We start from the raw sequence: 26,995 nt of genomic DNA, 5'->3' as shown, positions 1-26,995 counted from the left end.
CCCTCATTTCAGGCCATGCCCCGCGCCATCGGCCTCTATCTTTATGAGGATTTCCAGATCCTCGATGCTTGCGGCCCGATCACCAGCTTCGAGATCGCCGGGAGAATGGGCGGCGATGCCTATCAGCTTACCCTACTGTCGATCAGTGGTGGCCCGGTGCGCAGTTCCTCGGGCGTCACGCTGGAAACCATCGCCGCTGCCCAAGCCCCGGCGCTCGACACCCTGATCGTTGTCGGTGGCCATGGCAGCCGCACAGCCATGCGCAAGGACGATGCCGTCGCATTCCTGCGCGATGCGGCGAGCGATGTCAGACGGTTGTGCAGCGTGTGTTCGGGCGCATTCCTACTGGCAGCGGCGGGCATGCTGGACGGGAGACGTGCCACGACCCACTGGCGCCGCGCCCGTTTGCTGGCCCGGCTGTTCCCCAAAGTAAATGTCGAACCGGATCGCATCCATATCCATGACGGGCACATCTGGACTTCGGCGGGAATCACGGCGGGCATCGATCTGTCGCTTGCGCTGATCGCCGGGGATATGGGCGAGGCGCTGGCGCGGCGGGTGGCGCAGGAAATGGTGGTCTATTACCGGCGACCGGGGGGACAATCCCAATTTTCCGCGCTGGCGGAACTGGGCGGCGATGGCACGCCCTTCGCTTCCCTGCTCGACTGGATGCGCGCCCATCTCGACCAGCGGTTGACCGTTGAAACGCTGGCCGCGCACATGGCGATGAGCCCGCGCAATTTCTCGCGCGCCTTCACTCACGCCATGGGGCTGAGCCCTGCCAGAGCGGTCGAGCGATTGCGGCTGGAGGTCGCCCGCGAGCGCGTGGAGAATAGCGCGCTCCCCATCGAACAGATCGCCGCGACGCTGGGTTTCCACGATCCCGAACGCATGCGCCGCGCCTTCCTGCGCGCCTTTGGGCAGCCCCCGCAAGCCATGCGCCGGATCGCGAGAGGGGGCGAGAGGGGTATTCTCCTGTCCCCTTGAACGCCGATTGACAGATATATCAATCATCTGTCCAATGTTGCGGCGCCATGCGACGCTTTCCCGAGCCTGACGGTTCGGAATGCGCGCCACCGGAGCGTTTCGCGTTCCACTTGCAGGCTTCGGGAACTGCGATTGCCGTTGCCTCGAAGCACATCTGCTTCGTTTCGAAAGGTCCGCGCCATGACCAATCTCCTGCGCTGCCGGGGCGCTGTTTCCGAAATCGCCAACCTTTTTGCCGCAAATGCCGATCCAGGCCTCAACTGGCGCCCGACCATCTGGCCAGGGGAGACCGTGCTCATCGTAACCGCCGATGGAGATGGGCGCAGGTTGCGCACCGTGCCATGGGGTCTTCCCGAAAACAGCTTCGCGCAAGCAAGGCCAAAGGCGCAGCGTACCGGCATTTTCTCGCGGCATCTTGCCAAAAGGGACGGAGATCTCATTCAGCCTGAGCATCTCGAACGATGCCTGATCGTCATCGAAGCCTTCGCCTATCCTGATGGTCCATCCGGAAAGCGAACCCGGAGTTGGGCTGGTCTGTGGGATGAGCCGCTTTGTGCCTGGGCAGGCGTATGGTCTCGAACCGGCACGCAGGTCGGCTGCGCCGGAGTACTGATCCCCTCGAACGCTCTGATCAGCCGCGTCAGTCCGCATCAACCCTGGCTACTGCCAGACGGGCATGACACCTGGCTTGCCAACGCATCGGAAGCAGCGATCTATCACGACTATCCAGACGATGCCTGGTATCTGGAGCGCACGAGTGAGGCATGGTCGAGTGGAGAACTCCGCGATTAAGCATTCCCATGGGGATCGGAGGTCCGGTCGGCGCAAAACTTACCACCGGTCGAGGCGATCGAGACTGGTACCGGTAGAGCGAGCACAGCCTGTCAGACCAGGCGCAGCTTGACCAGGAAATCGACCAGTTCCGCAACGCCCGTATACGGTTCGGGCTCGTCATAAGCGGAAAAGCGTCCAGCGAGATGGGTCGCGCGCGCCATCGCTTGCGGCAGCAGGGCGCGGGTTATGGCGAAGGTGTCCATGGCGCCCTTTTCATAGGCAGGCAGGTGCTGGCGTAAACGGGCCAGAGCATCGTCCCGGTGGATCGGCGCAAGAACATCCTGATAATGCAGCAACAGCCAAAGCTCGAAATTGGGCACCGAAGCGACCGCGTTGAACGGCACGCGTTGCCGGGCATCGTTTTTCAACGTACCATCCAGCGCCTCGGCACGTTGCAGCGCGGCCAGGTAGCTGTCGTGGCTGTCCCGGTCGAACACGGCATAAATGCGGTCGAACGCCCGCGCTACAATCCGTCGATGGGGATCACCGTTGCAGAAAAGGTCGCGCGCGTGTTCGACCACATTGAGCGGCGATGTGCCCAGAGCACTAGGGTGAATGCAGACATTGGCGGTCTGGAGACGGAAAGCGTTGCGAATTTCCTTGAAATAGTTCGGTTCCGTCTTCGTGCCTTCGGTCACGATCAGCACGCGGTCATAACTGGCGCGGCTGGCACGCTTGCGTTCGAGATCCCGTCGCTGTCGTTCCCTTGGTGAATTGTCGCGGGCCATCAATGCCTCGCGCCAAGAGCGGAAGGAAGGAACGGAATGCCACCATAGCGCCCGATCAGATAGCCACGCTCCAGCGCTTCATTCTTGCGCGGACTGAATTCGGAAAGGGGGACCAGGGCGGAAGCCTGGTGAGCATCCTTTTCAACCAGCCAGACCTGATCACGCCGGAACAGACCATCGGCATCGAGCAGCGAGGTGTCATGCGTGGTGAAGATGAGCTGCGCACCATGCGGATTGCTCTGGGGCGAATGGAAAAGGCGCACGAGCTCGCGCACAAGCAGCGTGTGCAGGCTGGTGTCGAGTTCATCGACAATGAGGATCTGCCCGTTGGCGAGGACGTCAAGCACCGGAGCACTCAGGAACAGCAGGATGCGCGTTCCATTCGACTCATCCATGAGATCGAACACGGCCTCGCCATTATCCGTCACATGGCGAAAGAGGAATGTGTTTTCCTCGATCTCCTCCTGCCGGATTTCGGTCCGCCCCGCCGCGACGTCGATATGAACCGATTGACCGGGCACGCGGTTGGTCAGGACTTCAATGTCGGCGATGCTGATGTCGGCCGAGCCAAGGAAGTCGCAGATTTCGCGGCGGCGCGTTTCATCCTTGAGGCGCTGCAACGCTGCCTGCGGCGCAAGCTGTGACTGATCGTTGAAAATCAGCAGTTCCTTTGCGAACCAGTCAAAGATCGGGCGGATCGCCTCGCTGTTGAGCTGTGCCGCCATAGAAAGGAACAGGGCATTGGAGCGTGTCGCCATCTCCCACACATTCTTCGGCCCCTTGAGCCCGGCCCCGAACTCATAGACGTCCTTGCCCGAAGCCGCGTCATGTCGCCGCTCGAACCAGCGCTGCGGCTTGAACGCCTTGTAGACCAGCAGGTGCTCCCGAACGATCCGTTCCGCAGTCATGGCGAAACCATACTGGTGGCGCACCCCATCCAGCAGGAACGTGATCTCGAAAGAAATGGGCTCGTGAAGGGACGCCGGATCGAGCCGGAAAGGCTGTACTCCAAAAGTCTGTCCGGGTTGGATCAGGCTGGCAGATTCCAGCACGACCCCCCGCATATACTGCATGGCCTTGATGATATTCGATTTGCCGCTGGCATTCGCACCATAAATGACCGCGCTGCGCAGGAGCGAAGGCACAGCCGACACGTCGGTGGCCACGGTGTTGCTGTCCGACAGGCTCTTGTCCTTGGACGCCACCATGCTGAGAACCTGCTCATCCCGCAGCGAGCGGAAGTTTCCGACCCGAAACTCCACGAGCATATGATTCCTCCACAAATCTAAAAATGATGGCATTTATTGCACTTTACCCGCGAAAAATCAAGATATTTATCTTGACATCACCGTACTTGCCCACGAGGTCGAGCGTGGGCTGACACAACGGGGGTAATCAGAGTCTCCCATAGGGCAGAGGCAAGTGCCCACCGACCGCCTCGAAATACGCGTATTGTTCTCCATATGTTCAATCTGTATGATGGACGCGGAAACGGGGGCTGAGACCGGGCAATGACACGCACAGACGACGATCAGTGGCTGGACATTGCCTTTCGTGTGCCGCGCCTTGAGCATTGTGAAGAGGCAAGGCTGGAGGCCCTGTTTCCAGGGCGGGATGGGGCGTGGTCCGGTCCTTCCAAAGCCGCTCTTCTGCGGCATGGGACGGATCGCCTCGATCTCAACGAAAACTGGGCCTCAGTCCCACCGGACTGGACCTGCCCTGGCTGCTCAAGGTCAAAGGTGGATCTTTTTCGACTGTCGGACAATGGCGTGCTGCTCGCGCATCTGGACATTCATCATGACCATTTGAGCGATGCGCTGAAATTGCGGCTGCGCAAAGATGTAGCCAGTGACTGGATTCATCATATCTCGCCAATGGTCAAACATATAGAGGAACCGATCGCCAGATTGCTCGCGCGCTTCGCCCCCGTCCTCATCTGTTCGGACTGTAATGCCGCCGATGGCAACGTAAAGGCGCGCAAAATACGGATCCATCGCAGCTTCAGTTTCAGCGCCAGCGAAATCGCAGCCTTCATCACACCTGCTCCCAATATGGCGCATGGGATCAATTTCGACGCTGCTCTGAGCATATATGAGAGCGTCAAAGCCGATTTCGATCACCGCTTGAGGCTGCTCGACCAGTTTGCCGGGATCATCGCTTCAGGGCAATTGCCACAGGAACCTGGCAATTTACCCCCGCCCTCGTCTGCCAGTCCCTTGGACATGCCGTACTATTTGCACAGCTCCGCCATTCATGGCGCATGGGATAACTATCAGTCGATCTCGGGAGATGTCGATGCTTTCTTGCGGCGTTCAGTTTCACGCAAAGGCACAGGATCGAGTGGCAAGAAAGAAAGTCAGACCGCTCCTGACTGTCCGAGCCATGATGATATACGCAACCACGATGGCAGCGGCGCTCCCGATCTCTGGCGTGCCATAGCGGAGGATTGGCGTTGTCCAGCCTGTGAGCGAACCCGATTGCATATTCTACGTCGTTCCAAAAAGGGCAAAAGCAGATGGTCAGGCCGTCTTTACCGGCACACCGAGTTCATCTTTGAAGAAGGCTATGATGAAGACGACCACGAAATCGAAAGGATCGACCGTCACGAGATTGTGCTGATTTGCGGCGACTGTGCCAACATCATGCCCATGCTCAAACAGCGGAACGCGGAATTGTCGCGCAACGACATCCAGTTCCAGATTTCCGACATGCGACAGATAGCCAGCGCCAATGCTCCCCACGATATCGACTGGGAACGAGCCACAGACCACGCCAGGGCCAGTCTTGGGCGCAAACCGGCAATTGACGATTATTGGTCCCATCACAATCGCGCCATTTCTGCCCGTTCGGCCTATCAGGATTGCCTGAAGAAGGCCGGAAATCCCAAACGGGCTTGGGCATGACTGAGGTCGCGTTACGTGGCCGCCGGACATCCGCCCGACACGCTCGACGACTATCTAAACTACCTGCTGGAAGAAGCGGAACGAATCGGTATCGACGATCCATGGTCAAGAAAGGCACAGGAGCGAGAAGCAGGCGCCACAATGGCGGAATAATCCGCTTCAGTCTGAGCATCTTGAACGATTCCTCGTATCTGGAGCGCAAGGGAGAGGTATGGTCGGGTGGAGAACTCCGCGATTGAGCATTTCTATAGGGATCGAACGTCCGGTCGGAGCAATGCTTTCCGCCGGTCGGCAGGCGATCGAGACGGGTGCCAGGCAGCGACACGCAAAGCCAATAATCGTGCCGACACGCCGCTCGCACTTTCCGAGCAGGCACGTCCTCACCACGTCGCCAAGGCGGCGGGATATTGGCGGGCATTCTGGGCGCCATGTTCCACTCATGGCTTGATGCGCGTATGTTACAAGCTGTCGAGACTCAGGGGGAAGGTCTGTGTATTTCCATTTTATTGTCACCGCATTCGCGGCCTCGGCGCTGCTTGCTTCCGCTTCTGCCGACGCACGCCAGAAGGCTGGAAACGTCGCTGGCGACTATTGCGTCATCAAGGGACCGATCGCTGACATCAACGGGCTTGAAGTCGATCAGATCCAGGCGGCCTGCAACACCTCGATTGGCGGATATACCGCAACCTGTCCCGCGGGCATGAACAGCTGTACCGTCAGTTTTTTGGGCAAACCGCCGTTGCAGGGAACCGTGACCATCAACCAGAAGGGCAAAACAGTGAATTCCAAAGCGATTGTTGGCGCTCGCCATCCTTCCGAGTGATCGCCATGCACCGTATCACCTGTGACATGACATTTGATGAGCGCCTGCGTGCCATGAAAACGCTGGTCGATCTTCGTGAGCGATTGGAAAAGGCTGACGAATTGCTCGCCGCAATGCACATCGGCCATGCCCTTCAATGTCTCGATCCGGAAGATCCCATCAACAACCAGTTCGATCCATGACAGGTTTCGACCGCTTGATCCGTGTCCTTGCCACCGCGCATTCGATGCCAAATCTGTAACAAGGATGAGCACTCCACATAGAATAGGGTCCAGAGATCAGGCTTCAGAAGCCCGTCTGGTACGAGTGAAGCCGCGATCTGAGGCTATGAACTTTTCCACGATTGGCGGAATCAATCGCTCAGCGGGGAGTGGCTTGCCGAGACCTGTTGCCTGGGCATGGGCTTCGGCATAGCTCGCCAGCTGCCTGAACAGCGCCCCTGGCAGTTCGATGGTCAGCCTGACGGGCTTTTCTTCAATGATCGGCCCCAGGCGCAGCTTGCTCATCGCTCCCCTCCCGCCGTCTCAATTACCAGATCGCGCGTCAGAATGACCCTGAGCGGATAGCCCGGCCGGACGGTCAGCGTGGGCGCGACGTTGATTTCGCGCTGGACGAGTTGCTTGCCGACCTGGTTGATGGTGTCCTGCGTGCCGTAGCGCAGCGCCTGCACCAGCGGATCATTGTTGTCGGTCGCCATCTGGGTGCCAACACCGAGCATCGTCGAAATCGCTGCGGCGCGCAGCATGTTGCCCCAGTGGTAGTTCACCTTGTCCTGCAAGCCTGCATAACCAAGGGCATCGCCGCCGGGCTGACGGTCAAGCAGGATCGAGCGGCCACCGGGCAGGATCAGCCGATCCCAGGCGAGCAACACGCGGGTCTGCCCGGCGGTGACCTGGCTGTCATATTCGCCGATCAACCGGGAGCCTTGCGGGATCAACAGAATGCGGCCCGTGGGGCTGTCATAGACATTCTGCGTCACCTGCGCGGTGATCTGCCCCGGCAGATCGGAACGGATGCCGGTGATGAGTGCAGCGGGAATGATGCTGCCCGCCTGCACCACATTGGGCGATGCGGCCTCGGTGATACGCTCGGCGCTGACGGTGGTGCGGTTGTTGGGAACGGCCAAGAAGGCCCGCTTCGCCGCCTGACCAGAAGTGCTGGCATCCTTGCCGCTGGCGCCCGTACCGGAAGCATCGGCAATGGCAGTCGATGGCGGTGCCGTGGTCGAGCCAGCCTTGCCAGTCGAGGTTTGCTGAACGCTACCGCCCTGGAACAGCCGACTGCCCAAGGCCGCCGCGCGTTCCTGGCTGAGCCGCTCATGCGCCTGCTCGGCAGCGATTATGCGCGGATCGTTCATCGCGCCATTCGCGGCGCCCATCGCGGGAACCGGCACGACTTGCCCGCTGCGTTGCGCCGAGAGGATCGGTCCACCCAGGTCACCCGGCATGGCTGGTCCCAGCCTTGGCGCCTTGTCATAGGTGGCAGCGGCCCCCGTCACCACTTCGGATTTCGCGGTATGGCTGGTGTCGATGAGATTGGTCGCCGGGGCCTGATGCGCGGGCTGCAAGGCGTAGAGCAGCGCACCGCCGATACCGAGACCTGCCACAAGGCCGATGCTCGCAAGCGCCTTGCGCGACAGCCGCATGACCTTGGGCGGTGGCGGTCCCAGCCGAAAATCCTCCGGCTTGCTGGAACGCGGCGATCCAGCGGCAGGATCGGCAACGGGCACAGCTTCCTCAGCTTGCCGCCCATGGGCAAGGCCCTCTGCAAGCGGCGCAGGCGCAAGACCAGCTTCGCCTTCTCTTTCCGACCCGCTCACGAGCGCTTGCCCTTCTGCGCACCCTCTCGGGTGATCCGCACCACCGCCATGGCCTTCTTCGTGCCCAGACGCAGTTCAGCGGCACCAAACAGCCGGTCGACCACCATAGTGCGCCCCTGTACGCGATAATTGACCAGTTCGGCCGTGCCATCGGCGCCGGTGACGAACAGTGGCGGCATATCGCCGGCGGCGATGCTTTCGGGAAATTCGATGAACACCTGCCGCCCGTCATCGAAGACATGGGCAGGCCGCCAGGCGGGCTTGTCGCCGTCGATGCGATAGTGGAAATTGAGCGCGGCCATGTCGATCCCGTCAGCAACCGGCATCATGCGCTGCTGCTCGGCCCGCGCGCCGCGCAAGGCGATCAGGCTGTCAGCCGGATAGGTCCAGGACACCGCCGCCATATAGGTCGCGGGCGTTGCGCGCAGTTCGAGATGATAGGTGCGGCGATCAGTGTTGATGACGAGGTTGGTGGCGATGTCACCGCGCGTCGGCTTGACGAGGATATGCACCCGCTTGCCCGATCCCGAACCGCTTCCCGCACCACTGCCGCCGCTGATCGTATCGCCGATAATCCAGCGCACCGTATCGCCAGCGGCCACCGGGCCATTGCCCACCAGTTCCTCGCCATCCTGAAGCGCGATATCGGTGATCTGCCCCGGCGCGGCATAGACCTGATAGAGCGCGCCATCGGCATAGGCGTATTGCTGAATGGCGTTGAGCCAGGCGGCATGTTCGGGCTGTACCCGCGCCGAGGCATTGGCCCGACCAACGCGCAGGCGCGGATCGCGGGCTTCGGCCACCTTGCGCGGTGCATCGAGCGGCTTCAACTGGCCGGGAAGCGGCAGCGGTGTCGGCATGGCGACGATCTGCGCCGGGGCGGTCGGCTGCGGTGCGGGGACCGCCTCGGCAGCGTTGTCCGCTCGTGCGGGCTTGTGGCTGCGCGCCTCGACCGGGCTGGCCAGCAAGGCAGACGTGGTCAGCAGACCGACCAGAAGAAGCCGGCACTGATGCCAGCGGCGATGAAGCAGGAGGGTCATGGGTTGATTTCCTTCGACCAGTTGAAAGCGGTGACGAACAGCCCGAGCGGATTTTTGCGCAGGGCGTCGGGCGTGCGAGGCGTGTCGATGGTGGTGGTGAGAATCGCTGACCAGCGGGTGCTCTCGGCGAGCGTGCCATCGCGGTAGGTGCGTTCGGTCCATTCGACGCGGAAGGAATCGGGCGAGGCGCGCACCACGCTCGACACGTCGACCGCGACGGTTGCCTTGCCGATCTGGGCAAAGGGGTCGTTATTGCGGGCATAATCGTTGAGCGCCGCGGCGCCCTTGTCGGCGGCGAAATCATAGGCGCGCAGCCAGTTCTGGCGCAGCACGATCGGATCGGCCGGGATCGAGCGGACATTCTCGATGAAACGCGCGAGATGAAACGCAACCTGTGGATCGCTCGGCTTGTAACCGGAATCCGCGGGCGCAACTGCCTGCGCTTCGCCGAGCTTGTCCACCTGGACAACCCAGGGCGTGATGGTTCCGCGCGCGGACTGCCAGATAAGGCCTCCGGCCAGGCCACCCGACAGGGCAAGGCAGCCGAAGAAAGCAAGCCGCCAGTTTTTCGCCTGGACGCGCGCCGAGCCGATGCGGTCATCCCAGACCTGCGCGGCCCGCTGATAGGGGGTGACGGGTTCGGGCGCATGCCCGTAGCGAATGGAGGATCTCTGGAACATGGTTTCTCTCAGTCCTTTTCGGAAATGTCAGGGCCTTGACCGCCCCCATGGCTGTCGCCGCCCTTGAGCGTCTGCCCGGCGATGGTGGCGGAGCCGGTGATGGCCTGACGGGCACGCATAGCCTTTGCCCAGGCGGGCGGACCGTCCTTACCCTCCTCACCAGCAGCCGATTCGGCAGAAGGGGAACCGGCGCTGGCCGCTGGCGAACCGGCAGCACCGCTTGGGCCAGTGCCGGGACCAGAGGCAGCATCGCCCCCATCGGTTGACCTCACAGCTTCGCCACGTCCGGCATTGAAATTGCCTTTGGCGGCCTCGGCGGCGCGGCGCAGGGGGGAGATCGCCGCCTCGCCAGCGCTTTTGCCGACATTGGCCAACCCCGAAGCGACGGCAGCACCACCCGTCTTGCCGGCCGCTCCAGCGGAATAGGCTGCCGATGCCGCGCCGGCGGCGCGCGTGCCGCCCTGCGCGATGCCCGACACAGCGCCCCCCACGGCGGAAGCGGCCATACGCCCACCGATGGCCCCGGCGCCGAGCGTGGCCCCGGCAGCAATCGCCGTGCCCGCCGCCGCACCCGCGCCGAGTTGGGGGCCGCCCGAAACGATGCCATTGGCAATGCCGGGGCCGAAAATACCGAGACCCAGCAGCGTCAGCGCCGCCAGCGCGATCGCCATCACCTGTTGCAGGTCGGGTTCGACATCGACGTTGGCGTTGGTGAACTGGCTGAACAGCGTGGTGCCGATGCCGGTGATCACCGCCAGCACCATCACCTTGATGCCCGACGAGATGATATGGCCCAGCACCTTTTCGGCCATGAAAGCGGTGCGCCCGAAAAAGGCGAAAGGCACGAGCACGAAGCCCGCCAGCGTGACCAGCTTGAACTCGACGATGGTGATGAACACCTGGATGGCCAGCACGAAGAAGGCCAGAACCACGATCAGCCAGGCGACGATGAGAACGATGATCTCGACAAAATTGGTGAACAACCCGACCGGCCCCACCAGATCGCTGGTGGCGTTGAGCAGGGGCTTGGCGGCATCGAGTCCGGTCGAAGCGACCGTGCCCGGCTGCATGAAACTGGCAAGCGACAGGCTCCCGCCGCTTGCCTTCAAGCCCAGCCCGGCAAAGGACTGGAAGACGATGGTGGCGAGGCTGGAGAAGTGGCCGATGATATAGGCGAAGGTGCCGACATAGAGCACCTTCTTGACGAGGCGCTGCACCACATCCTCATCTGCACCCCATGCCCAGAACAGCGCCGCGATGGTCACATCGATGGCGATCAGCGTCGAGGACAGGAAGCCGACTTCTCCGCCCAACAGGCCGAAGCCACTGTCGATGTAGCTGGTGAAGACCGAGAGGAAGGTGTTGATGACCGAGGTGTCGTTCATCGGGAATTCTCCCCTTGGAGTGCTGCGGAATTGGTCGGACTCTCCGGTGCAGGGGCGGCCACAGCGTCCTCGCCAAAGAAATGACGGCGGTGCGCTTCCCAGAGGGCTTCGCAGTCCGATTCCGGCATGGTCGCGGCGCGGCAGCGGGCGAGATCGGCATGGACCCGCGCGTCGGGCGCTTTGCCGGATGCCTCGTCGATCACAGTGATTGCGGGAGCCTTGCGTACCACTGATACCACCGCGAGAGTCAGCATCAGCCCGGCCAGTGCCCCACCCAGCGCCAGTTTGACGGAAGGGGTCATGTCAATCGTCCTCCTCGAACCAGGCGAGGATCGGCCCGTCCCTGGCGACACGGGCCTTGTGCTCCGCCTTCTCCCGCGCCTCGATGCGCGCGATATCGGCCGCGAACTCGGCGTCGGTCAGGCATTTGACGGTGTTGGGATAGGCCTTACCCGGCACAGGATGCTCGGGTGCGCAGGTAGGGCCGTAGTGAATATCGGCCGCCATCGCGGCGACGAAGCCCAGCGACAGTCCGCAAAGCGCGATCAGCGGCATCGAGTAGCGGCGGCGCATTTCAATGATTCCCGAGGAAGCGCTGAAAGCGGGTCTTGGCTTCCGCCTCGGTTGCGGCCTTACCGGCGGCGTCGAGCGATTGCGCGCGGCTTTGCGCGGCGAGCGTCGCGGTCAGATCCGCGATCTGCTGCGAGAGCAGGGCCAGCAACTGATTGCCTGCCTGCGCCGCCTGCAAGGCCCCGCTTGCCGACTGGCTGGCGGTGACGAGGCTGTTCATCGAGGCGCGGCTGCCCTCGATATTGCCGACAACGGTGGCCTGGGTGGACAGCGCATCCTGAAAGGCGCCAACGCTGTCCTGCCAACGGGCATTGGCATTGGCGACCATCTGGCTTTGCGAGGCGGTGAGGTTCGCACCATTGTAGCGCGAGGTGAAAGCGCTCTGGATATTCTCTACGCTATAGGCAATCCGCTGGGCCTGCGCGAGCAGCGACTGGGTACGCTGGACCTGGGATTGCAGGGCATTCAGCGTCGAAACCGGCAGCGCGGCAAGGTTCCTTGCCTGATTGACAAGGCTTTGCGCCTGGTTTTCGATCTGGGTGATCTGATTGTTGATCTGCGTCAGGCTGTTGGCCGCCGTCACCACGTTCTGCGCATAGTTGGAGGGATCGAAGACGATCCCGCCGAACTGGGCCGCCGCAGGGGTAGCGCTGCCAGCGATGATCGCCAGCGACAGGGCGGTGGTGAGAGCAACGCGCCAGCGCGCGCGCCGGGAACAGGGCAGGCTCATGGGCGGAACTCCTCATCGGTGAAGGGCAGAAGGCCATCCTCAAACGCAAAGTCCTCCTCCGCCAACGGCAGGGATGGCGGGTGCGGAACCGGTTTGGGGGGCAAATCGGCGGCCCAGCCAAGGCCGCGATGGGCGAGCCAGGCTCGTGCAAAGCCGGCCTGGCCGTGCGTCGCGACAAGATCGCCGATCACGCGCTGGTCGGTCTTCGATGAGGCTGCGGCGAACGCGAGCGCGACTTCGCCAAGGCCCAGCTCGAACAACCGGTTACCGCGCCTTGTCTGACAGTAATAGTCTCGCTTGGGGGTCGAGCGACTCAATATCTCGATCTGGCGGGCGTTGAGGCCGAAGCGTTCGTAAACCCGCGCAATCTGTGGCTCGCCCGCCCGCTCATTGGGCAGGAAAATGCGCGTCGGGCAGGACTCGATGATGGCCGGCGCAATCGAACTGGTTTCGATGTCGGCGAGGCTTTGCGTGGCGAAGATGACGCTGGCGTTCTTCTTGCGCAGCGTCTTGAGCCATTCCCGCAACTGCGCCGCAAAAGCCGGGCTGTCGAGCACCAGCCAGCCTTCATCGATGATGATGAGCGTGGGGCGCCCGTCGAGCCGGCCTTCGATCCGGTGAAAGAGATAGGCGAGGACGGCAGCAGCCGATCCCGCGCCGACCAGTCCCTCGGTCTCGAAAGCCTGCACGGATGCCGCGCCGAGATGCTCGGTCTCGGCATCGAGCAGGCGGCCCCAGGGACCACCGATACAGTAGGGCGCCAATGCCTGTTTCAGCACCTGCGCTTGCAGCAGTACGGCAAGGCCCGTCAGCGTGCGCTCGGCGACCGGCGCCGAGGCCAGCGAGGTCAGGGCTGTCCAGAGGTGTTCCTTGGCCGCCGGATCGACGGTGACACCTTCGCTTTCGAGGAGAGCAGCCACCCATTCGGCCGCCCAGGCGCGTTCGCCCGCCACATCGATGCGGGCCAGTGGTTGCAGCGTGACCCCTTCCCCCGAAACCTCGCCATGGAGCGCACCACCCAAATCTTGCCAATCGCCACCCATGCCAATCGCGGCGGCACGGATCGAACCACCAAAATCGAAGGCGAAAATCTGGCTGCTCGCGTAGCGGCGAAACTGCATCGCCATCAGGGCGAGCAGCACCGATTTGCCCGCGCCGGTGGGCCCCACGATGAGGGTATGACCGACATCGCCGACATGCAGGGAAAACCGGAACGGGGTGGAGCCTTCAGTCTTGCCATAGAGCAAGGGTGGAGCACCAAAGTGCTCATCCCGTTCCGGCCCCGCCCACACGGCGGACAGGGGGATCATGTGGGCGAGATTGAGGGTGGAGATCGGCGGCTGCCGGACATTGGCGTAAACATGACCAGGCAGTGAACCCAGCCACGCCTCGATGGCGTTCATACCTTCCGTCATGCAGGTGAAATCGCGCGACTGGATGACTTTTTCGACAAGGCGCAGCTTCTCGGCTGCGAGCGCCGGATCGCGATCCCAGACCGTTACGGTTGCCGTCACATAGGCGATCCCAGCGGTATCCTGCCCCAGTTCCTGCAAGGCCATGTCGGCATCGGCGGCCTTGTTGGAGGCATCCGAATCCATGAGCACCGATTGCTCGTTGGTCATCACCTCCTTGAGAATGGCGGCGACCGATTTGCGCTTGGCGAACCATTGCCGCCGGATCTTCGTCAGAAGTTTGGTTGCATCGGTCTTGTCGAGCATGATCGCGCGGGTGGACCAGCGGTAGGGGAACGCCTGCCGGTTCAACTCATCGAGCAGCCCCGGAAAGGTCGCGGTCGGAAAGCCGGTGATGGTAAGCGTGCGCAGATGATGTGCCCCGAGTTTCGGCTCCAGGCCGCCGGTGAGGCCCTCATCGGCCAGCAGCGCGTCGAGGTAGACCGGGGTTTCCGGCACGCGAACGCGCTGGCGTTTGGTGGACACGGTGCTGTGGAGGTAGGTCAGCGTCTCGGCATCATCGAGCCAGCGAACTTCAGGCATGAAGCCTTCGACGAGGTGCAGCACGCGATCCGCGCGGTCGATGAAACCCTTCAGGAGTTCCCTGGGATCGACACCCGAACCCGACCGTCCCTCATAGAGCCAGCCTTCGGCGCGCGCGGCATCTTCAGCGGGCGGCATCCACAAGAGGGTCAGATAATAGAAGCTCTCGAAATGCACGCCTTCCTCGCGGAACTGGTCGCGCCGTTCCCAATCGACCAGTGTCGAGATGAGATCGGGAAAGTCCGAATCGGGGTAATCCTGCACGGGCACACGCTGCGCTTCGACGAACACTGCCCAGCCCGAGCCGAGTCGGCGCAGCGCATTGTTCAGGCGCGCTGTCACCGCAACGAGTTCAGCGGGCGTGGCGCTATCGAGATCAGGCCCCCGAAAGCGCAGCGACCGCTGGAATGACCCGTCCTTGTTGAGGACGACGCCGGGCGCCACCAGAGCGACCCAGGGCAGGAAATCGGCGAGGCTGGCCACCTTCGGGCGATATTCGGCAAGGTTCATCATGGCCGCATCCAGACGGGATATTTGAGGTGACGGCGGGCGACATCGACGAACTGCGGATCGCGCCGCGCGGCCCAAACCGACAGACCATGGCCGACGCCCCACAGAACGAGGCCACCGATCCACAGCCGCAGGCCAAGCCCGACCGCGCCCGCCAGCGTGCCGTTGACGATGGCCAGCGCACGCGGCGCACCGCCCAAGAGGATCGGTTCGCTGAGTGCCCGGTGGACCGGGGCGTGGTAGCCCGGAGCGAGATCATCCCCTTCCATCACACCAGCGCCCCGCCCGAAAAGGAGAAGAAGGACAGAAAGAACGAACTGGCGGCGAACGCGATGCTGAGGCCGAAGACGATCTGGATCAGTCGCCGGAACCCGCCGTTGGTGTCCCCGAACGCCAGCCCGAGGCCAGTGGCGATGATGATGATCACCGCGACGATCTTGGCGACCGGCCCCTGGATCGATTCAAGGATCGATTGAAGCGGTGCTTCCCACGGCATCGAGGAACCCGAGGCGAAGGCCGGTGTGGTCAGCACCAGCCCGACGACCATGGTGAAAGGAGCAAGCAGGACGCGGCGCGCGCCACGCCGGATGGTTTGGGGCTTCATGGATGATCTCCGATGTTGGGGGTGAGAAAGCTCAGGCGATAATCGCCGGTCTGGGGGTCAATTCCCTCGATGCGGGCGAGTTCGGCAAGCCGCCGCCCGGCTCCTTCACGGACCAGCACGGCAATCAGGTTGATGGTCTCAGCAATCAGCGCTCTCGGCACCGTCACCACCACCTCCTGGATGAGCTGCTCCATCCGGCGCAGCGCGCCCAGGGCGCTGCCGGCGTGGATCGTACCGACACCGCCGGGATGGCCGGTCCCCCACGCCTTCAGGAGATCGAGCGCTTCAGCGCCGCGCACTTCACCGATAGGGATGCGATCCGGGCGGAGGCGCAGCGAGGAGCGCACCAGATCGGAGAGCGACGCCACACCATCTTTGGTCCGCATGGCGACGAGATTGCGCGCCTGGCATTGCAGTTCGCGCGTATCCTCGATGAGCACCACGCGGTCGTCGGTCTTGGCGACTTCGGCCAGCAGCGCGTTGGTGAGCGTCGTCTTGCCGGTTCCCGTACCCCCGGCGACGAGGATATTGTGACGCAGGGCGACCCCCATGCGCAGAATGCTCGCCTGCAAGTCCGACATGACTCCGGCGGCGACGTAATCTTCGAGGGTGAACACCGCGACCGCAGGTTTGCGGATGGCGAAGGTGGGCGCGACCACGACCGGCGGCAACAGCCCCTCAAACCGCTCGCCACTTTCCGGCAGTTCGGCCGATACACGCGGGGATCGGGCGTGGACATCGACCCCGACATGATGCGCCACGAGGCGGACGATCCGTTCCCCATCGTCCGGGGGAAGCGTCTCGCCGCTATCGGCAACGCCTTCTCCTAGACGATCGACCCACAGACGACCATCAGGGTTGAGCATCACTTCTATAACGGAAGGATCAGCGAGCCACCGGACAATCACCGGTCCCAACGCGGTGCGCAGCATGCGCGCACCGCGAGCGTGGGCTTCGGATCTTGTGGAATGTGGCTGCATCGTATCCCCGCCATGGGCGCCAACACAATTGCCGGGCGCTTGCGGGGTCGATTAAGAGACGCAGAAAAGCGCCATGTTCAACAAGGATTTAGCATCGTAGCAAGCTAGCGAAGAAAGACAGGGAGCAGCGTAGTCGGGTGAAATGAAAGAAGCGGCCACATACCTGATGATCAGCATAGGGCCTATGAGTTGACAAATTTTGGGAAATTTTTCCGCTGCAAAACATGACAACGGCATCGATATCGACGATGAATATCTCGCTTCCCGATTCGATGAAGGCATGGCCAGAGGCTAGTGGATTGATCGTAACGAATGAGTCCCTTTGAAGGATTCCCATGCGACGTCCTGCATGCCAGAATACGGCATGCGAACGGGTATCCAGATTGAGGTCACGGCAGGGGACAGGAAGCGGCTTGAGGCGATTGTCGCGGCGCGGGGCTCACCGCAGAAGCACGTGTGGCGGGCGCGGATCATTCTGCTGACCGAGCAGGGCGAAGGCACTCAGGCGATCATGACGGCAACCGGCAAGTCCAAGACCTGCGTATGGCGCTGGCAGGAGCGGTTCATGGCTGAGGGCGTGGATGGTTTGCTGCGCGACAAGACCCGGCCTCCCGGCATCGCGCCTCTGGATACCGCGCTGGTTGACAAAGTCGTAGCGCTGACGCTGGAGCCGCCCGCTCAAGAGGCGACGCATTGGACGGTGCGCGCGATGGCCAAGGCTGTCGGCATTGCCGCCTCAACGGTGGTGAAGATCTGGCACGATCACGGCCTGGCGCCGCACCGGTGGCGCAGCTTCAAGCTGTCCAACGACAAGGCTTTTGCCGAAAAGCTGCGCGATGTGGTCGGACTCTATGTCTCGCCGCCCGCCCACGCCATCGTGCTGTCGGTCGACGAAAAAAGCCAGATCCAGGCGCTTGACCGCACGCAGCCGGGGCTGCCGCTCAAACGCGGACGCGGTGCGACCATGACCCATGATTACAAGCGCAATGGGACAACCACGCTATTCGCCGCACTCAATGTGCTGGACGGATCGGTGATCGGCCGCAACATGCAGCGACACCGGCATCAGGAGTTCATCCGCTTCCTCAATACCATCGAGGCCCAGATGCCCGCCGACAAGGCCGTCCACGTCATTCTCGACAATTACGCAACTCATAAGCAGCCCAAGGTTCGCGCCTGGCTGGCCAGGCATCCGCGCTGGACGTTCCACTTCGTGCCAACGTCATGCTCCTGGCTCAATGCTGTCGAGGGGTTCTTTGCCAAGCTGACCAGACGGCGCCTGAAAAACGGCGTCTTTCATTCCGTCGTCGATCTCCAGGCGGCCATCAACCGCTTCATCAAAGAGCATAATCAGGAGCCGCGCCCCTTCGTGTGGAAAGCCGATCCTGACGAGATCATCGCCGCTGTGCGCCGGGGGCACCAAACGTTGGAATCAATCCACTAGGTCCCAAATTGGGCGTTTTACCAGCCTTTGTGGGTGGGGCTCATCCAAGGCTGGTACGAGACCGCGTGGCCCTTGGGCGCCGCCAAGCTGCGACTCGGCCATGAGTCATGCAACTTGGGATTACAGCAAGATCAACGATCATGTGCGCGATCCGATCCTTGGAGATCAGGAGCTCGCGATAGCGGTGTTAGCGTCGAATGATGGCCAACCTTTGCGCACAGGCGATAGAACAGGTCCAAGCATAATACTGAACCCTTGCATCATACCCCCAGCACATGCCATCGGCAAACATCTGGCTTTCAGAGGTCCACTTTTGCGACCTGAAAACGATGGAACAGCCGGAACAGAAATCGCTTGAGCGCCGGATGTGGGTTGTCATCGCGCCAACATGCGAAGTAGGTTGTGCAATCCTCACCTGTCCCATCGATTTCCAGAAAGATGACACCGGGGTGGTGATCCATTAGGATAGATTCCGGGACGAGACAGATTCCCTGCCTGGAAGCCACCATCTCCATGACGGCTCCGGGATCAGACGGGCAGATCTCGATTTTTGGGGAGAAACCGAAGGGCATCACCTGCGCCATGATCTTCTCGCGGGTAATTGCAACCGGGCCCTGCATCGAGATAAGAAACGTTTCATCGCCGAACTGCTTCCAAGAAAGCGCCTTTCGTTGTGGCGAAACAACGGAAACCAGAGGATGATTTCCGGCTATCGCAACCAGCAGACGCTCGCTCCATAAGGGTTGGGCGCGGCCTTTAAATGGTGCGGGATTACCGCGCACAATTGCGACATCGATCCTCCGACTCGCCAGCGCGACCGAGACCTGCTCATGTTCGATAGTGACCAACCGACATCGGATATGCTGATCGAACCATTTTGATGTCGTCATCAGCGTTTCATGAAGTGTGCCCAAACCAATCGGGGCGTAGCAACCAATGTCGATACGACCTTCCCTACCGTCACATGCACGACGCACACCGAGACAGACCGTTACCAGATCGGCGACCACCCGATGGGCGAGCGGTAGAATGGCCTTGCCCGCTGGCGTGAGCACCAGCCGGCCAGACCTGCGATCACGCCCTCGACTTCGAATGAAGAGAGGACAACCGACGAAATCCTCCAGCTTCACGATGAGTTCCGAAAAAGTCGTTTGCTTCTTTCCGAGCGCACGCGCGCCTTCGGCGAAACTCCCATGGGCCCAAGCAGCAAGAGCAGCCTCGATTTGACGCAACTCAATACCGCTGCTCAGAATCTTCGGGTCTATATGGGGAATTTTATCTGTATCCATAATGCAATAATTTTGCTCTTTTGTGCAATTTTTCTAAATCATTACTGCATGTTCATAAAAATGAAAATTACACAGCCATTCAACAATGCATGGATTAACGCTCCATCTAAATATCCGCAATGTTAGGCTCCAAGATTACCAATCCCCAATATTTTCAGGTGGTATTACAGAATCACCTTGGACGTTTTGCCATGTCATTTACCGGACAGTTTGCTGGGGATAGGAGTAAAATCATTCGGCGAACAAGTGATCGCCACCGGCGTGATAGCGTGTCCGGAATAATTTCCTATCCAGTTCGGAAAAATTTCAATTAACATGGTGATAAACATCATGATAATTACCGCAACGAGCATTGTATTTATTTTTGACACTCCGGAAACAAATAACCGCTGATAGGCACTGGCCTCGTTTCGAAATGATCGAACCATTAGGTCAATGCTTTTGTATTCATCCATGTGGCCATGGTGAAGATTCTGCAATTGCATTATATTATCTCTCAATTCATTGCACAGCACGTGAAGATCAAGTCGACCGTCGGCAGGATGGTTCAAAGCCCTGTGAATAGCTCTTTCCAACCTTTCTGGATCGCTTCCGGCATTGACCAGAAGGCGAACGAGGGCTTCGGCATCGATGGACTGGTTCATCTTCAGCGCCTTTTGCTGATATCCAATAATGCAAGCGCCTGAGTTATATATTCCGGGCGAAGTGCATAGCTTTTATGGCTTGTTTCAATGGCATTCTTCATTCCATGCCTCTCCAGAACAGCCCGGACATGACCAATATGGACACGAATATTTGTTTCGTTGTTAGATTTCAGACCAGCCTTTTGAATGAGCTCTGTATAGGGCAGGAATATCCCTGTCGAAGTAACCAGGATTTGCAAAAGCCTCCATCCCGCTGGGCTCAGGACATCAGTTGCGCGGACGCGGCGGGCTTTTTCTTTCAAATCCGACGCTGCCATCGGTGCATCCGAGGGCGGTCGGGCGGGCTGCGGCTCAATAGCAGCCATCATTCCATCGGGTCGCGCTTGCTGATGCATCTCCAGCGGGAGATAGGAGTTGTCGGTCGATGCCTTCACGGCCATCAACTCCATCAGTTCGATGGCTTTTTGAAGCAGTTCGGTTACCAGCTTCAATAGAGGGATCAACTCCTTCTCCATAGCGGAAGGTTGGCGAAACAATCGTTCCATTTGCCTGACTCGGCTGTTGCGAAGCCAGGTGAGGTCGTGCGTTTCGCTCATTATGCCACCTCCATCTTCGACACCGAAGGTTTGCGGTGTGATCGCCTCGATTCAGAAGGAACGGCACCCTTGTGCGGTATGGTGATCCCACCTTCGGCGTAAGGCTGGCGCCTTGCACAGTGGCTAACATCAGCCTTCGCTGTTCGATCTGGAAGCGCGCGCGCCCGATAGGCCGCGATGATCACGCCGATGGGATCGCCGACAACCCCATGGTCACTGTTTCCTGGTCTTTGGGTCCGCGTTTTGGGATAAATGAAGCCCTGCACCGGCCAACCTGTACTGCCAAGGCCTTGAACCGGATCAAACCATACCCGTACTTTGCTCCAATCATTGTCAGGTGAGGTATCTACGGCCGGCACGTCATGCTCGATCTGCCCGCGTCTCCCCGCGATAGGTGACCAGTTGGCATGACGCAGAAGCACTGTGCGACTGTCGATTATACGGCTGACCGTGGCGACATGGCCCAGCGCCATCGGTCCATAAGGACGAAAGGTCATCACCGCCCCAACGCGCGGGAAAAAGCCGCGAGCATAATGCCCTTTGGCCTGTTCCCACCAGGTTCTGGCATTGCCGAATATCTGTATGCCGGACACAGCGCGCGCATAAGGAACACATTGAATTCCATCGATCCTGGCAAGCCGCTCCAGCCTTTTGATCGTAGTGCCGTTTGCTGTTGCATGAAGGGCGAGGGCTGCGTCAGGCTTGCCAAGCAAGCCTCCCCAGACCATCGAGGCAACCGCAAAGATCGAGGTGATTTTTCCCGCCATGACATACCTCCCTGCTATCGACGGCAAAAGGGCGTGGACAAGCTGGCCATTCAATGACCTGTTCCACATTGGAAAAGTGGTCGTCGAACACGGCTCCCTGCCGCTCGATCGGAATGTCGATGACGGGCGGTGCGCCAAGAGTTGGTTGGCGCGCGCTATGGGCAGACCGGCCTCAACCGAGTACGCGTTCAGTGTCTTTGGCACCTATGGCCTCGTTATTCAGGGCACTGGCCCCAAAGACGTGCCTACAATAAGCCGAGTTCGGTCGGCTGTGTCTGTGGAAAGACGGCCTGACAGCTCGCGTGAGACAATCCATAGAACCGGCGGAACAGGCCACCGAGCATGGATCGGTAGTCGGTCAGAACGGGCAAATCCCGCCCCTCGTTCAGGTTTTCCAGCGTAACAGCCACCTGATTTCCTGCTATTTTTTCGCCATGGACACCACCTCCCATGACCCAGAAGGTGGTTCCATGGCCATGGTCGGTGCCGCGATCGCCGTTTTCACGGAAGGTCCGGCCGAATTCAGAAATCACCACCACCACGCTGTCGCGCCAGGCTTGTCGCCCCAATGCATCTGCAAATGCGGCCAAGCCGCGCCCCAGCTCACCAAGCCGTCCGGCCAGTTCTCCCTGCGCCCCGCCCTGGAGGACATGGGTATCCCAATCGCCGACATCCACACAAGCGAGGTTGAAGTTATCGCGCATCAGTAAACCGATCCTGCGCGCGAGCATAGGAAATCCGCGCGAGGTCATCGCGTCAGGCCGATCCCCCTGCGCCGACCGCCAGACGGCATCGCGGATCCGAAAGCCTTCGCGCACCGAGACATCCAGCCCTCTCCCAGCACGATACATGTCCTCGATCAGCGCGGCGCTATGGCCCCCCAGCGTCGGCCGCTCTGACATCAATGTGGGGCCGACGTTAGGCACCAACACCTTGCTCCCGAAACACAATGGAGGCTGCGTCGTAAAGGCAATCGGTCGCCCCCCGGACAGGCATTCGGCCAGGCGCCCCATGAACCCCGAGCGGAAATCGCGATTGCCTTCCAGTGGTTGTCCCAGTTCGATGGTTTCCTGCGTTTCAAAATGGCTACGGCTCATGTCACTCGTCCCGGTGAAGGGTACGAAGGCGAGTTGCCGGCTGCGCCAGAATGGCAGCAGCGAAGCCGCCAGCGCCGGATGCAAACCCCAATCACCGTCCAGCGAGACACAAGCGTTCGAATTGGTCGGGTCGGGCCGCGCGAGCGCGATGGTCGGGCGCGCCTGATAATAGGCATCGCTGGATATGGGCACCACGGCGCTCAAAGCATCGTAGCCGCCACGCAGGAATACCAACAGCAACCGCGGTATCCCTGGAGCAGGTGCGGCCCACGCGCGCCCGCTCAAAGCCACCATGGGCAGCGCCGCCGCCTGCCTCAGCACATCCCGACGATTCCGCAGCATCGGCCAGGACCTCTCAACGGTGCATGAATTCAGGCGAGGACAGGAAGAGCACGTCCCATTCCCGAGGGTTGGCGGCCTGATCGAGCACGACTCGCGTTTGGGCACTCAAAGTCCCGGCAAACTCATGAGACACAGCGTTCTGGAGCACAGGGAAAGGTGGCCGCTCCGCCGCGTCCCGCTGGAACAGCTTTCCAGAACTCACCGCGATCTGGCGTGCGACTTCAAAGCGGGCTTCCATCTGACTCGGCCCGGACCATGCGGCAGCTTCCAATGGATAGCCATCGGGCGTGCCCCGGTCGTACAGACCTTCGCCAAGATCATGGCCCCAGCGGATGATCGGCTCGGCATTCTCGATCACCCTGCCATCATAACCCAGACGAATGGCGGAGATCACGTAATGGATCGGATCTTTCAGCACCTTGCCCTGTGAGGCGCGATATTCCGGCGAGGTGATCAACACCTGCAACACGGCGTTCATATCACCATCGCTGCTCAAAAATGTGCGGGTCATGCTATCCACCAAGGCCTGCGAAGGGTTTTCCCCCAGAAAATACATGGCCAGCCGCGTTGAGACATGATGGGCCGTCGCCGGTGAAGCAGCGAGCATATCGAGAACCTGGTCGACCTCGGCCATCCCGCTGCCAGCGATCGTCCTGCCCAGAAAATGCTTGGCGCCGAAATCGTGACGAGCGGGATTGAATTCGAACAAGCCGTCATGCTGGTAAAGCGCCTGTTGTGCAGGCGTCAGCTTCGGCACTCCCGTTTTGGTGCTGATACTCATACCCGTCAGGATACGGGCCAACTCTTGCACATCTGTCTGGGTATAGCCGCCACCCACGCCCATGGTATGCAATTCCATGATTTCGCGAGCGTAATTCTCATTTGATGCGACCTGCAGCGTTCTGTTCGTTATTCAGATATCGCAGCATCGCCGGGTGATGCAGAGTAACGGACAGCAGATCGCGAAACCGGCCCAGCGCGTGAGTGCGTAGCGAGTTTTCGTAGTCGCCGACCAGCACGATGAAATCGGGCGTGACCCCGGACACATTGAAATGGTTGAACCAGAACCACGTCATCTGTTCGCGCAATTGCGCAGATGAATAGAGATCACGCAGGATCGAACGGGTCTTCGCTTCATTCAGAACTGCGATCGCCGTCTGGTTGATGGCCTCACGCACCGCGTTTCTCTGGATAGGGTCGGCGACCCGTTCCATCGCTTGCTGCCGCACCACGATTTCAGCCTCGATGGTGAACAGTGGCTCGCGGGTAATCCGCATCGCCGCGATCTGGACCTGCGCCGCCTCGGGAAGGAGCGGGTCCGGCATTGTGAGGCGCTGCCAGGAGGTGCTTTCGGGGACTAGCGCCGCCGAATCGACACCCCAGGTCACGCGGTTGGCCTGGGCGATCGCCGCCGGCGTGGGCAGGGACGAGACGCCAGCCTGGGCAACCGGGACCTGCCCAACCACGATAGCCAGTGCGATGCCCATCGCACTGACGCCCCGTTTCCTCGGGTACGTCATACGCCGGGCAACCGCTCCCAATGCTGATCGACAAAACACGGACCCTGCGTCGCCTCGCTGAACTTGATGTCGTTGTGTTCGCCGTTCCATTCCATGATTTCAACGCCGCCCTGCTCGTTGATGGCTACATCCCAGCCAATGCAGGCGACGAAGGGCACCTTCTGATGCAGGGCGATTACCGCATCTATGGATTGCCGCCTGGAGGGGATGCTTTCGTTGGCAAAACACTTTCCACTGGCAGGATGCCCCACAGTCGTGCTCCAGTCTGACAAATAGCCGAGCGTGTCCAGCCGACCGCTCTTCAGATCGACCGGGACACGAATATGCGAAGCCGACATGACCTGAAGATCCCCATTTGCCCCTAGTCGTACATAGGCAGCCCGCAGCGTGACCTGACCTGTGGTGTCAGCCAAAGTAGTCAGGCGCAGTGTCGCAACCGCGCTGCTGCCAAAAGAAGCGAAGAGCGGGTGCTGCACGATCTTTTGCTGGAATACCCCGTTGCCCAATGCGGAGAGGCACACGCTGGACCATGTCTTCTTGTCGAAAAACCGAACGCCGTCACCTCTAGACGAATGATCCATCTTGAAAATAATCTGATCGCCGCTCCCGAACAGCGCCCCCATAATTTGCTGATTATCGGATAGCACACGATAAGATGTGTCAAGTAACTTTCCATTGATTGAATAGGCAACGTCCGGGAATTTTTGACTATCGAAGACGCGACCCGACATGCTCTTAAGTCCTGAAATAGCCCCATGGCTCCCCTTCAATTGCGGCGAGACAACGGCACCATAGTAATTGTCCGGGATCCACCCTTCGCGGAAACCCCCAGACAAAGCGGCATAGACGTAAAGCCAGGGTGCATAGCTCTTCGACCCGAGCGTCTCGATGGCATACTGATCACATTGGGCTATCTGCGTGCGGGATATGGTCCCTCGCTGCCGCTCAACCGCTTTGAGCACCCGGGTCGCCATCACTGCATGGGCACGGTGGTATCGCAACGCCCGAACTCGCCGACCAAGTGTGTGAAGCATTTCAGACATTGGCGTTCTCGATCGAAACAAAGTATCTCTGAAGAATGCATATGGCCTGAGCGGTACGGACATCTCCCATTTTTTTACGCGCAAGCGTGCGATGGATTTCCACGGTTCGGGGACTGATTGATAGATTGTCTCCGATCTCCCGGTTGGACAGGCCATCCATTGCCAGTTCCATAACCTGGAATTCTCGTAGAGTGAGGCTGTTGACCAATCGATACACCTCAGCATCATTCGGCATGGGAAAGCGGCACGGACTGCTGCGCTGGTATGCGGGTTTGGGATCGAGGTCACCCATGACTATTCCTTACATTTCAGCATGATGATTCTGCACGGATTTTTCTCGGCAGACATTGAGGATATTGACCACTGCCCCGCTAGGGTTTGTCCCTTGCCAGCCTCTTCGTTGCCCGGGAGCGCTTGGACACAGGTCCCTAGATCGCCTGCCCCGCCGCCAAGCTGGCCTGATCAGTGGTGCTCAGGTCGGTGAACACGGCCTGCAAGACGCGGCCAATGTGGCTGAAGTCACCGTCGGTCAGGGTCGGATGGACCAGCAACGTCAGGCTGGTCTCGCCAAGCAGGCGGGCCACCGGCAAGCGTTCGGACGGGCGCCAGCCCGTGCCTTCAAAGGCTTTTTCCAGATAGATTTCCGAGCACGATCCCTGGAGGCAAGGCATGCCATGGGCAGCGATTGCAGCAACTAGACGATCCCGGCTCCACCCTGCAGGCAGATTTTCAGGGCGGACGAGCGCGCAAAACCTGTACCAGCCATGCACGCCGCTTTCGCCAGGTCCTGCTGGCAAACGTAGGAAACCATTCGGCCCGGCATAGGGGCGCAAAAACGCCGCCAGTCGTTCGGCGTTGGCTGCGCGCGCAGCGGTCCACCCGGCCATGCGACGCAACTGGATACGGCCGATCGTCGCCTGTATCTCGGTCATCCGCCAATTATGGCCAAAGCTGTCATGGACCCAGCGGAACCCTGGCGGATGGGCGCGCTCATACACCGCTTCCCAACTCTTGCCGTGGTCCTTGAGGCTCCACATCGCGCGCCAAAGGTCTTCGCGATCCGTGGTGACCATGCCGCCTTCGCCGCCGGTAGTCATAATCTTGTCCTGGCAGAAGCTCCAGGCCCCGACATCGCCGATACTGCCTACACTGCGCCCCTTGTAACGGGCGCCATGGGCCTGTGCACAATCCTCGATCACCATCAGGCGGTGGCGACGTGCGAGGTCCATGATCGGGTCCATGTCACAGGGCCATCCAGCGAGATGGACACAGATTACCGCCCGTGTGCGTGGACTCAGCACGCGGGTGATCGTATCGGCGGTGATGTTGCCGCTCTCGATATCAACATCGGCGAACACCGGCACAGCGCCAGCCTGCACAACCGCTGACGCGGTAGCCATGAAGGTACGCGGCGGCACGATGACCTCGTCGCCCGCGCCGATACCCAGCGCTCGCAGGGCCACATCAAGCGCCAGTGTGCCATTGCCGAGCGCGACAGCGTAGCGAGTTCCCGCCCAGGCGGCGAATTCGCGTTCAAAGGATCGGCATTCTTCGCCAGTCCAGTAATTCACTTTGTTGGAGAGCAGCACGCGGCGAACCGCATCGGCTTCCTCCTCCGTAAAGCAGGGCCATGGAGCAATTTGGGTATCGAGCATGATGTTTCCCG

31 protein-coding genes are annotated in these 26,995 nt (G+C 60.7%); 7 read left to right on the top strand and 24 right to left on the bottom strand.

Annotated elements, in window-relative coordinates; genetic code table 11:
* Nucleotides 1–15 precede the first annotated feature (15 nt).
* Together AC2S2E_RS04660 and AC2S2E_RS04655 are read left to right on the top strand one after the other, a co-directional pair.
* Nucleotides 16–987, top strand: a complete 972-nt coding sequence (locus AC2S2E_RS04660) for a GlxA family transcriptional regulator (protein WP_486523911.1) — start codon at nt 16–18, stop codon at nt 985–987.
* Between the two features lie 180 nt (nt 988–1,167).
* Nucleotides 1,168–1,779: an SOS response-associated peptidase family protein gene (locus tag AC2S2E_RS04655; protein WP_486523910.1), complete on the top strand. Its 612-nt coding sequence runs from the start codon at nt 1,168–1,170 to the stop codon at nt 1,777–1,779.
* A gap of 92 nt (nt 1,780–1,871) precedes the next feature.
* Here AC2S2E_RS04655 and AC2S2E_RS04650 read toward each other — a convergent pair whose 3' ends face one another.
* A complete protein-coding gene (locus AC2S2E_RS04650) occupies nt 1,872–2,549 on the bottom strand; it encodes an RloB family protein (RefSeq protein WP_486523909.1) in 678 nt (225 codons plus the stop codon).
* Complete coding sequence (locus tag AC2S2E_RS04645) at nt 2,549–3,817, bottom strand: AAA family ATPase (RefSeq protein WP_486523908.1); 1,269 nt, start codon at nt 3,815–3,817, stop codon at nt 2,549–2,551. The genes AC2S2E_RS04650 and AC2S2E_RS04645 overlap by 1 nt, the downstream gene beginning before the upstream one ends.
* Before the next feature lie 243 nt (nt 3,818–4,060).
* Between AC2S2E_RS04645 and AC2S2E_RS04640 the strand changes: the two genes are divergently transcribed.
* The 4 genes from AC2S2E_RS04640 (at nt 4,061) to AC2S2E_RS04625 (ending at nt 6,457) form a co-directional block, all read left to right on the top strand.
* Nucleotides 4,061–5,452, top strand: coding sequence for a hypothetical protein (locus AC2S2E_RS04640; protein WP_486523907.1), 1,392 nt, complete (start codon nt 4,061–4,063; stop codon nt 5,450–5,452).
* A 15-nt stretch (nt 5,453–5,467) separates the two neighbouring features.
* Nucleotides 5,468–5,605 (top strand): hypothetical protein, encoded by a 138-nt coding sequence (locus AC2S2E_RS04635; RefSeq protein WP_486523906.1) that lies wholly within the window; start codon nt 5,468–5,470, stop codon nt 5,603–5,605.
* 337 nt (nt 5,606–5,942) lie between these two features.
* Nucleotides 5,943–6,275, top strand: coding sequence for a hypothetical protein (locus tag AC2S2E_RS04630; RefSeq protein WP_486523905.1), 333 nt, complete (start codon nt 5,943–5,945; stop codon nt 6,273–6,275).
* On the top strand, nt 6,272–6,457 hold the full coding sequence (locus AC2S2E_RS04625) for a hypothetical protein (RefSeq protein WP_486524660.1): 186 nt from the start codon (nt 6,272–6,274) through the stop codon (nt 6,455–6,457). Before AC2S2E_RS04630 ends, AC2S2E_RS04625 begins: the two co-directional genes overlap by 4 nt.
* Nucleotides 6,458–6,553: 96 nt before the next feature.
* Here the strand turns inward: AC2S2E_RS04625 and AC2S2E_RS04620 are convergent, their stop codons facing one another.
* From AC2S2E_RS04620 to trbB, 12 genes are all read right to left on the bottom strand, one after another.
* Nucleotides 6,554–6,781, bottom strand: a complete 228-nt coding sequence (locus AC2S2E_RS04620; protein WP_486523904.1) for a DUF2274 domain-containing protein — start codon at nt 6,779–6,781, stop codon at nt 6,554–6,556.
* A complete protein-coding gene (locus AC2S2E_RS04615) occupies nt 6,778–8,004 on the bottom strand; it encodes a TraB/TrbI/VirB10 family type IV secretion system protein (protein WP_486524553.1) in 1,227 nt (408 codons plus the stop codon). Before AC2S2E_RS04615 ends, AC2S2E_RS04620 begins: the two co-directional genes overlap by 4 nt.
* 86 nt (nt 8,005–8,090) lie before the next feature.
* A complete protein-coding gene (gene trbG, locus AC2S2E_RS04610) occupies nt 8,091–9,134 on the bottom strand; it encodes a P-type conjugative transfer protein TrbG (protein WP_486523903.1) in 1,044 nt (347 codons plus the stop codon).
* Nucleotides 9,131–9,814, bottom strand: coding sequence for a conjugal transfer protein TrbF (gene trbF, locus AC2S2E_RS04605; protein WP_486523902.1), 684 nt, complete (start codon nt 9,812–9,814; stop codon nt 9,131–9,133). Before trbF ends, trbG begins: the two co-directional genes overlap by 4 nt.
* Nucleotides 9,815–9,822: 8 nt before the next feature.
* On the bottom strand, nt 9,823–11,199 hold the full coding sequence (gene trbL, locus AC2S2E_RS04600; RefSeq protein ID WP_486523901.1) for a P-type conjugative transfer protein TrbL: 1,377 nt from the start codon (nt 11,197–11,199) through the stop codon (nt 9,823–9,825).
* On the bottom strand, nt 11,196–11,501 hold the full coding sequence (trbK-alt, locus tag AC2S2E_RS04595) for a putative entry exclusion protein TrbK-alt (protein WP_486523899.1): 306 nt from the start codon (nt 11,499–11,501) through the stop codon (nt 11,196–11,198). Before trbK-alt ends, trbL begins: the two co-directional genes overlap by 4 nt.
* A gap of 1 nt (nt 11,502) precedes the next feature.
* On the bottom strand, nt 11,503–11,772 hold the full coding sequence (locus AC2S2E_RS04590; protein ID WP_486523898.1) for a hypothetical protein: 270 nt from the start codon (nt 11,770–11,772) through the stop codon (nt 11,503–11,505).
* Nucleotide 11,773: 1 nt separating this feature from the next.
* Nucleotides 11,774–12,499, bottom strand: coding sequence for a P-type conjugative transfer protein TrbJ (gene trbJ, locus AC2S2E_RS04585; protein ID WP_486523897.1), 726 nt, complete (start codon nt 12,497–12,499; stop codon nt 11,774–11,776).
* Nucleotides 12,496–15,006: a conjugal transfer protein TrbE gene (gene trbE, locus AC2S2E_RS04580; RefSeq protein WP_486523896.1), complete on the bottom strand. Its 2,511-nt coding sequence runs from the start codon at nt 15,004–15,006 to the stop codon at nt 12,496–12,498. The genes trbJ and trbE overlap by 4 nt, the downstream gene beginning before the upstream one ends.
* Nucleotides 15,003–15,272 (bottom strand): VirB3 family type IV secretion system protein, encoded by a 270-nt coding sequence (locus AC2S2E_RS04575; protein ID WP_486523895.1) that lies wholly within the window; start codon nt 15,270–15,272, stop codon nt 15,003–15,005. The genes trbE and AC2S2E_RS04575 overlap by 4 nt, the downstream gene beginning before the upstream one ends.
* The gene (locus tag AC2S2E_RS04570) at nt 15,272–15,550 is read right to left on the bottom strand and encodes a TrbC/VirB2 family type IV secretion system protein (protein ID WP_486524552.1); all 279 of its coding nucleotides are present in this window, start codon (nt 15,548–15,550) and stop codon (nt 15,272–15,274) included. The genes AC2S2E_RS04575 and AC2S2E_RS04570 overlap by 1 nt, the downstream gene beginning before the upstream one ends.
* 53 nt (nt 15,551–15,603) lie before the next feature.
* Nucleotides 15,604–16,539 carry a P-type conjugative transfer ATPase TrbB gene (gene trbB / locus AC2S2E_RS04565; protein ID WP_486523894.1) on the bottom strand — a complete coding sequence of 312 codons (936 nt, stop codon included), beginning with the start codon at nt 16,537–16,539 and terminating at the stop codon, nt 15,604–15,606.
* Nucleotides 16,540–16,951: 412 nt separating this feature from the next.
* On the opposite strand from trbB, the gene AC2S2E_RS04560 reads away from it, so the two are divergent.
* Nucleotides 16,952–18,031 carry an IS630 family transposase gene (locus AC2S2E_RS04560; RefSeq protein ID WP_486524551.1) on the top strand — a complete coding sequence of 360 codons (1,080 nt, stop codon included), beginning with the start codon at nt 16,952–16,954 and terminating at the stop codon, nt 18,029–18,031.
* 299 nt (nt 18,032–18,330) lie between these two features.
* On the opposite strand, the gene AC2S2E_RS04555 is transcribed toward AC2S2E_RS04560, so the two are convergent.
* The 10 genes from AC2S2E_RS04555 to AC2S2E_RS04510 form a co-directional block, all read right to left on the bottom strand.
* Nucleotides 18,331–19,320 carry a LysR family transcriptional regulator gene (locus AC2S2E_RS04555; protein ID WP_486523893.1) on the bottom strand — a complete coding sequence of 330 codons (990 nt, stop codon included), beginning with the start codon at nt 19,318–19,320 and terminating at the stop codon, nt 18,331–18,333.
* A 194-nt stretch (nt 19,321–19,514) separates the two neighbouring features.
* Nucleotides 19,515–19,964: a hypothetical protein gene (locus tag AC2S2E_RS04550; RefSeq protein WP_486523892.1), complete on the bottom strand. Its 450-nt coding sequence runs from the start codon at nt 19,962–19,964 to the stop codon at nt 19,515–19,517.
* Between the two features lie 2 nt (nt 19,965–19,966).
* A complete protein-coding gene (locus AC2S2E_RS04545) occupies nt 19,967–20,560 on the bottom strand; it encodes a helix-turn-helix domain-containing protein (RefSeq protein ID WP_486523891.1) in 594 nt (197 codons plus the stop codon).
* Nucleotides 20,560–21,327: a CHAP domain-containing protein gene (locus tag AC2S2E_RS04540; RefSeq protein WP_486523890.1), complete on the bottom strand. Its 768-nt coding sequence runs from the start codon at nt 21,325–21,327 to the stop codon at nt 20,560–20,562. Before AC2S2E_RS04540 ends, AC2S2E_RS04545 begins: the two co-directional genes overlap by 1 nt.
* 245 nt (nt 21,328–21,572) lie before the next feature.
* Nucleotides 21,573–22,766: a DUF1501 domain-containing protein gene (locus AC2S2E_RS04535; RefSeq protein ID WP_486523888.1), complete on the bottom strand. Its 1,194-nt coding sequence runs from the start codon at nt 22,764–22,766 to the stop codon at nt 21,573–21,575.
* Between the two features lie 13 nt (nt 22,767–22,779).
* Nucleotides 22,780–23,625 carry a DUF1800 family protein gene (locus tag AC2S2E_RS04530; protein WP_486523887.1) on the bottom strand — a complete coding sequence of 282 codons (846 nt, stop codon included), beginning with the start codon at nt 23,623–23,625 and terminating at the stop codon, nt 22,780–22,782.
* A 19-nt stretch (nt 23,626–23,644) separates the two neighbouring features.
* Nucleotides 23,645–24,253, bottom strand: coding sequence for a DUF1800 family protein (locus AC2S2E_RS04525; RefSeq protein ID WP_486523886.1), 609 nt, complete (start codon nt 24,251–24,253; stop codon nt 23,645–23,647).
* A 29-nt stretch (nt 24,254–24,282) separates the two neighbouring features.
* A complete protein-coding gene (locus tag AC2S2E_RS04520) occupies nt 24,283–25,329 on the bottom strand; it encodes a sugar-transfer associated ATP-grasp domain-containing protein (RefSeq protein WP_486523885.1) in 1,047 nt (348 codons plus the stop codon).
* Nucleotides 25,322–25,621, bottom strand: coding sequence for a LuxR C-terminal-related transcriptional regulator (locus AC2S2E_RS04515; protein ID WP_486523884.1), 300 nt, complete (start codon nt 25,619–25,621; stop codon nt 25,322–25,324). Before AC2S2E_RS04515 ends, AC2S2E_RS04520 begins: the two co-directional genes overlap by 8 nt.
* A gap of 136 nt (nt 25,622–25,757) precedes the next feature.
* The gene (locus AC2S2E_RS04510; RefSeq protein ID WP_486523883.1) at nt 25,758–26,984 is read right to left on the bottom strand and encodes a DegT/DnrJ/EryC1/StrS family aminotransferase; all 1,227 of its coding nucleotides are present in this window, start codon (nt 26,982–26,984) and stop codon (nt 25,758–25,760) included.
* Between the last annotated feature and the right edge of the window lie 11 nt (nt 26,985–26,995).

It is taken from the genome of Novosphingobium sp. 550D, from assembly GCF_057401885.1.
The sequence above is the reverse complement of the archived record's forward strand: the minus strand, read 5'-3'. Positions and strand labels throughout refer to the sequence as shown.

Excerpts from the sequence above, each read along its gene's own strand:
- AC2S2E_RS04660 (WP_486523911.1), top strand. The coding sequence starts at position 16 with ATGCCCCGCGCCATCGGCCTCTATCTTTATGAGGATTTCCAGATCCTC.
- AC2S2E_RS04655 (WP_486523910.1), top strand. The coding sequence starts at position 1,168 with ATGACCAATCTCCTGCGCTGCCGGGGCGCTGTTTCCGAAATCGCCAAC.
- AC2S2E_RS04650 (WP_486523909.1), bottom strand. The coding sequence starts at position 2,549 with ATGGCCCGCGACAATTCACCAAGGGAACGACAGCGACGGGATCTCGAA.
- AC2S2E_RS04645 (WP_486523908.1), bottom strand. The coding sequence starts at position 3,817 with ATGCTCGTGGAGTTTCGGGTCGGAAACTTCCGCTCGCTGCGGGATGAG.
- AC2S2E_RS04640 (WP_486523907.1), top strand. The coding sequence starts at position 4,061 with ATGACACGCACAGACGACGATCAGTGGCTGGACATTGCCTTTCGTGTG.
- AC2S2E_RS04620 (WP_486523904.1), bottom strand. The coding sequence starts at position 6,781 with ATGAGCAAGCTGCGCCTGGGGCCGATCATTGAAGAAAAGCCCGTCAGG.
- trbG (WP_486523903.1), bottom strand. The coding sequence starts at position 9,134 with ATGACCCTCCTGCTTCATCGCCGCTGGCATCAGTGCCGGCTTCTTCTG.
- trbF (WP_486523902.1), bottom strand. The coding sequence starts at position 9,814 with ATGTTCCAGAGATCCTCCATTCGCTACGGGCATGCGCCCGAACCCGTC.
- trbL (WP_486523901.1), bottom strand. The coding sequence starts at position 11,199 with ATGAACGACACCTCGGTCATCAACACCTTCCTCTCGGTCTTCACCAGC.
- trbK-alt (WP_486523899.1), bottom strand. The coding sequence starts at position 11,501 with ATGACCCCTTCCGTCAAACTGGCGCTGGGTGGGGCACTGGCCGGGCTG.
- AC2S2E_RS04590 (WP_486523898.1), bottom strand. The coding sequence starts at position 11,772 with ATGCGCCGCCGCTACTCGATGCCGCTGATCGCGCTTTGCGGACTGTCG.
- trbJ (WP_486523897.1), bottom strand. The coding sequence starts at position 12,499 with ATGAGCCTGCCCTGTTCCCGGCGCGCGCGCTGGCGCGTTGCTCTCACC.
- trbE (WP_486523896.1), bottom strand. The coding sequence starts at position 15,006 with ATGATGAACCTTGCCGAATATCGCCCGAAGGTGGCCAGCCTCGCCGAT.
- AC2S2E_RS04575 (WP_486523895.1), bottom strand. The coding sequence starts at position 15,272 with ATGGAAGGGGATGATCTCGCTCCGGGCTACCACGCCCCGGTCCACCGG.
- AC2S2E_RS04570 (WP_486524552.1), bottom strand. The coding sequence starts at position 15,550 with ATGGTCGTCGGGCTGGTGCTGACCACACCGGCCTTCGCCTCGGGTTCC.
- trbB (WP_486523894.1), bottom strand. The coding sequence starts at position 16,539 with ATGCTGCGCACCGCGTTGGGACCGGTGATTGTCCGGTGGCTCGCTGAT.
- AC2S2E_RS04560 (WP_486524551.1), top strand. The coding sequence starts at position 16,952 with ATGCGAACGGGTATCCAGATTGAGGTCACGGCAGGGGACAGGAAGCGG.
- AC2S2E_RS04555 (WP_486523893.1), bottom strand. The coding sequence starts at position 19,320 with ATGGATACAGATAAAATTCCCCATATAGACCCGAAGATTCTGAGCAGC.
- AC2S2E_RS04550 (WP_486523892.1), bottom strand. The coding sequence starts at position 19,964 with ATGAACCAGTCCATCGATGCCGAAGCCCTCGTTCGCCTTCTGGTCAAT.
- AC2S2E_RS04545 (WP_486523891.1), bottom strand. The coding sequence starts at position 20,560 with ATGAGCGAAACGCACGACCTCACCTGGCTTCGCAACAGCCGAGTCAGG.
- AC2S2E_RS04540 (WP_486523890.1), bottom strand. The coding sequence starts at position 21,327 with ATGGCGGGAAAAATCACCTCGATCTTTGCGGTTGCCTCGATGGTCTGG.
- AC2S2E_RS04535 (WP_486523888.1), bottom strand. The coding sequence starts at position 22,766 with ATGCTGCGGAATCGTCGGGATGTGCTGAGGCAGGCGGCGGCGCTGCCC.
- AC2S2E_RS04530 (WP_486523887.1), bottom strand. The coding sequence starts at position 23,625 with ATGGAATTGCATACCATGGGCGTGGGTGGCGGCTATACCCAGACAGAT.
- AC2S2E_RS04525 (WP_486523886.1), bottom strand. The coding sequence starts at position 24,253 with ATGGGCATCGCACTGGCTATCGTGGTTGGGCAGGTCCCGGTTGCCCAG.
- AC2S2E_RS04520 (WP_486523885.1), bottom strand. The coding sequence starts at position 25,329 with ATGTCTGAAATGCTTCACACACTTGGTCGGCGAGTTCGGGCGTTGCGA.
- AC2S2E_RS04515 (WP_486523884.1), bottom strand. The coding sequence starts at position 25,621 with ATGGGTGACCTCGATCCCAAACCCGCATACCAGCGCAGCAGTCCGTGC.
- AC2S2E_RS04510 (WP_486523883.1), bottom strand. The coding sequence starts at position 26,984 with ATGCTCGATACCCAAATTGCTCCATGGCCCTGCTTTACGGAGGAGGAA.